The 5558-nt window shown below is 40.7% G+C and carries 3 protein-coding genes; 2 read left to right on the top strand and 1 reads right to left on the bottom strand.

Going from position 1 to position 5558, the window contains the following annotated elements:
• The first annotated feature begins 128 nt into the window (after positions 1–128).
• Positions 129–3962, top strand: coding sequence for an Eco57I restriction-modification methylase domain-containing protein (locus PX481_RS26355; RefSeq protein WP_288096899.1), 3834 nt, complete (start codon positions 129–131; stop codon positions 3960–3962).
• A 77-nt stretch (positions 3963–4039) separates the two neighbouring features.
• Here PX481_RS26355 and PX481_RS26350 read toward each other — a convergent pair whose 3' ends face one another.
• Positions 4040–4960 carry a LysR substrate-binding domain-containing protein gene (locus PX481_RS26350; RefSeq protein ID WP_046660541.1) on the bottom strand — a complete coding sequence of 307 codons (921 nt, stop codon included), beginning with the start codon at positions 4958–4960 and terminating at the stop codon, positions 4040–4042.
• A gap of 147 nt (positions 4961–5107) precedes the next feature.
• On the opposite strand from PX481_RS26350, the gene PX481_RS26345 reads away from it, so the two are divergent.
• Positions 5108–5558: cadmium resistance transporter (locus tag PX481_RS26345; RefSeq protein ID WP_288096901.1), on the top strand; the 451-nt coding region annotated here is incomplete at its 3' end.

The raw sequence follows: 5558 nt of genomic DNA, 5'->3' as shown, positions 1-5558 counted from the left end.
TTTTTTTTGGCCAAAACCCTTGACAAAATCGGAGACTTGACATATACTTTTTGTATAATGGGAATCCGTGCCTGCCTGCGAACCCTTCATTTTTAGGCTAGATACCCTCAATGTTAGGATAATCGGCCATGTCAGGACAAACGGGCAATAAACCACTTTTTTCTCAACACTATCTTGAGCATCGGCTGCCGGATTCTCCGGAATGGCAAGAGGATGTATCGGTGGCATTTTCCCGCTTAGAGAGTCTTTATCAACAAAAAAAGGCGATTTTGCCGACTCTTAACGAAGCGCAAACGGAAGCAGAATTAATACAACCGATTCTAGAAATTCTCGGTTTTAGTTATATACCGCAAGTAAGCAGTAGGGGAAAAGGAAGGTCAGAAAGGCCAGATTATGCCCTATTTGCCACAGAAAATGACCGTTATCAAGCCTATGCTCTCCAGAATAATGAAAGAGCCTTTTATAGTCAAGTTTTAGCGATCGCTGAGGCCAAATACTGGCAACGTTCTCTTAGTGACGTTTCTAAGAATGATCAGCGAGATATCTGGAAAAATAGTAATCCTTCCTTTCAGATCACCAATTATCTCACGGGGACGGGAGTAGATTGGGGTATTCTCACCAATGGTCGAGAATGGCGCTTATATTACCGTCAAGCGTCCTCCACAGCCACGGAATTTTATCTAGTGGACTTGATGGAACTATTAGAAGGGGGAGACCGGCAAAAATTTCCGTATTTCTGGTTATTTTTCCGTCAAGAGGCTTTTATTAAGGATATTCACGGTCAGAATTTCCTTGAACGGGTCCGGGAGGGGAGTACCACCTATGCCACCAGAGTGGGTAGCGAGTTAAAAGAGTTAGTCTTCGATCGCATTTTTCCCGATATTTCTCAAGGTTTTGTATCATTAAATACAGACATACAGCCAGATTTATTGTATGAGGCGAGTTTATCCCTGCTGTATAAATTATTATTTCTGCTCTACGCAGAAGCGCGGGACTTGCTGCCGGTGAGGGGAGACTATCGCGATTACAGCTTATTGCAAAAGACGCGAGAAATTGCCGTTAAAATCGATCGTCAGCAGGTCTTTAGTGGCACCTCGACGGGAATATACGATGCTCTCCTCAGTTTATTTCGCATTGTCGATCGAGGGGATGCTAATTTAGCCGTACCTCGTTACAACGGGGGTTTATTTGACATGGAAGAAGGCCGGGTGAATTGTTTTCTCGGTCAATATAAGTTATCCGATGCGGTTTTAGCGCCCATCCTAGACAAGTTAGCACGTTTTGAGGGACAGCCGATCGACTATAGTTTTTTAGGTGTGCGACAGTTAGGATCAATTTACGAGGGATTACTGGAATATCGCATCGTGATTGAGGGGGAATCGGTGCATCTGGAAAATGATCGGGGAGAAAGAAAAGCCACCGGTTCCTATTACACTCCCGATTACATTGTTAAATATATTGTCAGTCATACCCTCAAACCAATTTTAGAGCAAAGAGCGCGACAGTTCGGGGATGTGATGACAGAAATCGCCACCCGAAGACAAGAAAGCAGCGATAGACGTTTAGGAAATCTCAGTCAGCAGGGATTAGAAAAAGAGCTACAACGCTTAGAAAAAAAAGCGATCACCACCTTACTTGATCTTAAACTCTGTGACCCCGCCATGGGAAGCGGACATTTTTTAGTAGAAGCAGTGGACTATCTCACCGATGAGTTAATCCAGATTCTCAATCTTTATCCCGAAGATAATCCCGTTTTAACCATGTTGGAAACCACCCGACAAAACATTATCGACAATCTCCGACAACAGGGAATTATTCTCGATTCTCCCACCCTTGAACCCACGCAATTATTACAGAGAGTGGTGATGAAGCGCTGTATTTATGGGGTGGATATCAATCCGATGGCCGTAGAATTGGCCAAAGTTAGTCTCTGGTTACATTCTTTCACAGTGGGCGCACCTTTGAGTTTTTTGGATCATCATTTGCGTTGTGGGAACTCTCTGATCGGAACTACCGCTAAGGACGCAGAAGCCGCTATGATTGAGGAGGAAGGTGGTCAATTAACTCTTTTAACTGGCCCTTTTGTTGGGTTACTTCGGGCAGCAGAAATTATGCGGGGAATTAGTACCCTCAGCGATGCGACTTTTGCTGAAGTGGAAGCAAGCGAACAGTTATTCCGTGATTTTGATAGTCAAGCTAAACCCTACAAGCGTTTATTAGATGTTTTCCTTTCTCGCTTTTTTGGGGTTAAAACTGCTATCGAGTTTCTGCAGCGCTACGGTGGTAATATATCGGCAATTAATTGGGATAAGTTACCCCGTTCAGATCAAGGAATTTTAGACCAGGCAGCTAGTTTATATAAAAGTAAGCGCTTTTTTCATTGGGATCTGGAATTTCCCGAAGTTTTTATCGATCTTGATTCCGCTTCTTGGAAGGATAACCCCGGTTTTGATGCAGTAATCGGTAATCCTCCTTGGGGTTGTACTATTAGTAAAGAAGAAAAGAAATTCTTGCAAAATTATTTTAAAATTAATAGCTTAAATAACCTTGATTCCTATGCACTATTTACTCAAGCATCAATGATTAGAACTAATCAAAATGGTAGATGTGGTCATATTATCCCTGATACTTTACTTCGCAAAGAAGATTTAAGAGAATTGCGAAAACATTTAATTTTTGAAAGTACAATTGAAGAATTAATTGAAACGGGACCAGTATTTAAAGAGGTCAGAGATACATGGTGTTTAATTTTAATAGTCACACATCAACAACCATCTAAATATCACCGTATTCAACATAAAAAAATTAGTAGATTTATCGTCTCGGTGGAAGAAAGATTAGAAAAATTTGGTCTTCAAGAATGGTCGCAGAATACCAAATCGGCACAATTACAATGGGCAAGAAAACAGGATCATATTATCGGTTATAATGCCTCTAGATGTGAACAAAGTATTATTCAAAAAATAGAAAATAACTCAGAGACATTAAGAAATAGCTCTTTGAAATTTATAATCTCTAGAGGAGAAGAAGGAAGTAAACAAAAATTAACCCCTGATCCAAAGGGTAATTTCATGATAGTCATTCCAGAAGATATTAATCGGTATGAAATTAATGACGGGGTATTAATTAAATCTAGCGAATTAACCCCTATTAAGATGCAAAAATTTTATTCATGTCCCAAAATATGGTGTATTCGTATTCAAAAGCTACGCTGGAAACAGAGAATAGTTTGTAGTTTTGATCCTAGAGATAACTCTGCGGGTATGAAAACGCTTCAAATTATTATTTCATCCTCTAACCAAAAAGATAACTTGCTTTTCGCATCTACCTTATTAAGCTCTAAATTACTTAATTTTTGGTGTGAAGACTATTTAGTTGATGACATGAATAAAAGCTATTTAGAAAAAATACCGATCCGAAAAATATCTTTTAACACCAAAAGCGATCGCCGTCAACAGAGTTTAGAGAAACTTATCAAAAGTTATCAAGAAAAGCAAGAGATATTAAAAGAAATCGAGGAACATATTAGGAGAGAGGAAACCGATATAGTCCATGATATTCTGGCCTACTTAGCAGAACAGATGATCGAGATAAATCGGGAAAAACAAAAAGAAATCAAAAGCTTTTTGAGATATTTAGAGAGAATAATCGGTAGTGCGATCGATAATTTAACCAACAAATCAAAAATCCAAAACTATCTCGGTGACTACCAAAAAAGCGAACCTCATCTTAGCTGCGATCAGCTGTGGGAGATACTGAAAAAGAACAAAAAGAAAATTAGCGTTAACTTGCTAGATCGTCAAATACAGGAAACCCTAGAAAAAGAATATCAAACCAGTCTAGATAAACTTTTACCCCTAAAACAACAATTAAGCGCCACCGATGAATTAATCGATATAATTGTTTATAAACTCTATGGATTAAGCGAGGAAGAAATTAAAATTATTGAAGGGAGAGAGTGAAAAAAGAATAGAAATCTTCAAAAACCTTTAATAAGGACTAGAAGGAAAGGGGTTAATTTTCGGTGACTTCTATCAGATTACAACATCTGCTCGAAAACTTGACAGACGCGGGGTTGAAAGCGCTGACGGTGTTTTATTTTTAAAAAAGGGCGCATAAATTCGAGATAGCGAGGGTATAAACCGGAAGTATCGATGACTCGAATCGATCGCAATGTGCCTAATTCTAATTCCTTTTGAACCATCAATTCGGAAATCCCGGCAGCTGCCGAACTATTCTCGATGATTGCCTTCACCATTTCTCCCGTATTTAACAGCAAAGTCACCTTTAATGTCCGTAAATCGATGCCCCAATTCCGTAGCGCTTCCTCGAATCTTTGTTGAGTTCCCGATCCCGATTCTCGCATTACCCAAGGGGTTTCCACTAATTCCGGCAATTCGATCGCTTCTCTTTTATACCAAGGATGAGAACGTCCGACAATAATTAATAGGCGATCGCTGCCGACGATCTCCTGTTCTAAACAATGTGTTAAATCACTCTTGACTTCTCCCTCGATTAATGCTAGGTCAAAACGTCCGTTAGCCGTACCCAGACAGATTTCTTCCGTATTAGCTAGGGTGCAATTGATCTTAATTGCCGGATAGCGCTCCTGAAAATCGCTAATTTTTGCCGGCAGCCAATAGTTACCAATAGTCAAACTCGACCCTAATTGTAGTTCTCCCCGTTGCAAGTCGTTGAATTCCGCCAATCCCCTTTCTGTCAAAGTTACCTGGGTGAGAATGCGTTGCGCTTCTAATTGCAGTAAACGTCCTGTTTCCGTGATCTCGATGTGACGACCGACGCGGTGGAATAATTTCACCCCGTATTCATTTTCTAGGGAGGCAATGGCGGCACTGACGGCCGGTTGGGTGATATATAAAGCTTCTGCTGCTTTGGTGAAGTGGAGATGTTCAGCAGTCGCTAGAAAGATTTCCAGTTGATCTAGGGTCATTCTGGCCATGGCAAGGGGTTTTCCGTCTCTATTGGTCTTTCCATCATTTTAATTTATTAAATCAACAAGAAAGAATATTTGATTTTATTAATGGCTCTTTCTAGAGTAGAAGTAGGGCGATCGAGATCAGAAGACCCGATTAAGGAAAAAAATCCTATGACTACCATGATTACTGCCATATCCACAGCAATAGCGGCCTTTATTGCCACTAATCTCGATGACATCCTGATTTTGACGATTCTTTTTACCCAAGTCAATCAACTTTTTCGCCGTCGTCATATCGTTATCGGTCAGTATTTAGGCTTTATCCTGCTGATTTTGGCGAGTTTAACCGGCTTTTTCGGGAGTTTTTTGGTTCCGGCTCAGTGGATTCGTTTTCTCGGTCTTTTGCCGGTGATTTTCGGGATTCGGAGTCTCTGGCAGCGAGAAGAAACCGAGACGGATAATCATCTGGAGGTGGCTGTAGAATCAGCACCTTCTTCTCCTTTGGCGGCCTGGTTTTCCCCTCAAACCGGTGCTGTGGCGGCAATTACCATCGCCAATGGCAGTGATAATATCGGCATTTATCTGCCGCTGTTCGCTAGTAATACCTGGCCAAATTTAGTCA

It is taken from the genome of Microcystis sp. M53603_WE2 (assembly GCF_030065435.1).
Note: the sequence above shows the minus strand (reverse complement) of the source record. Positions and strands in the feature narration are given on the sequence as shown.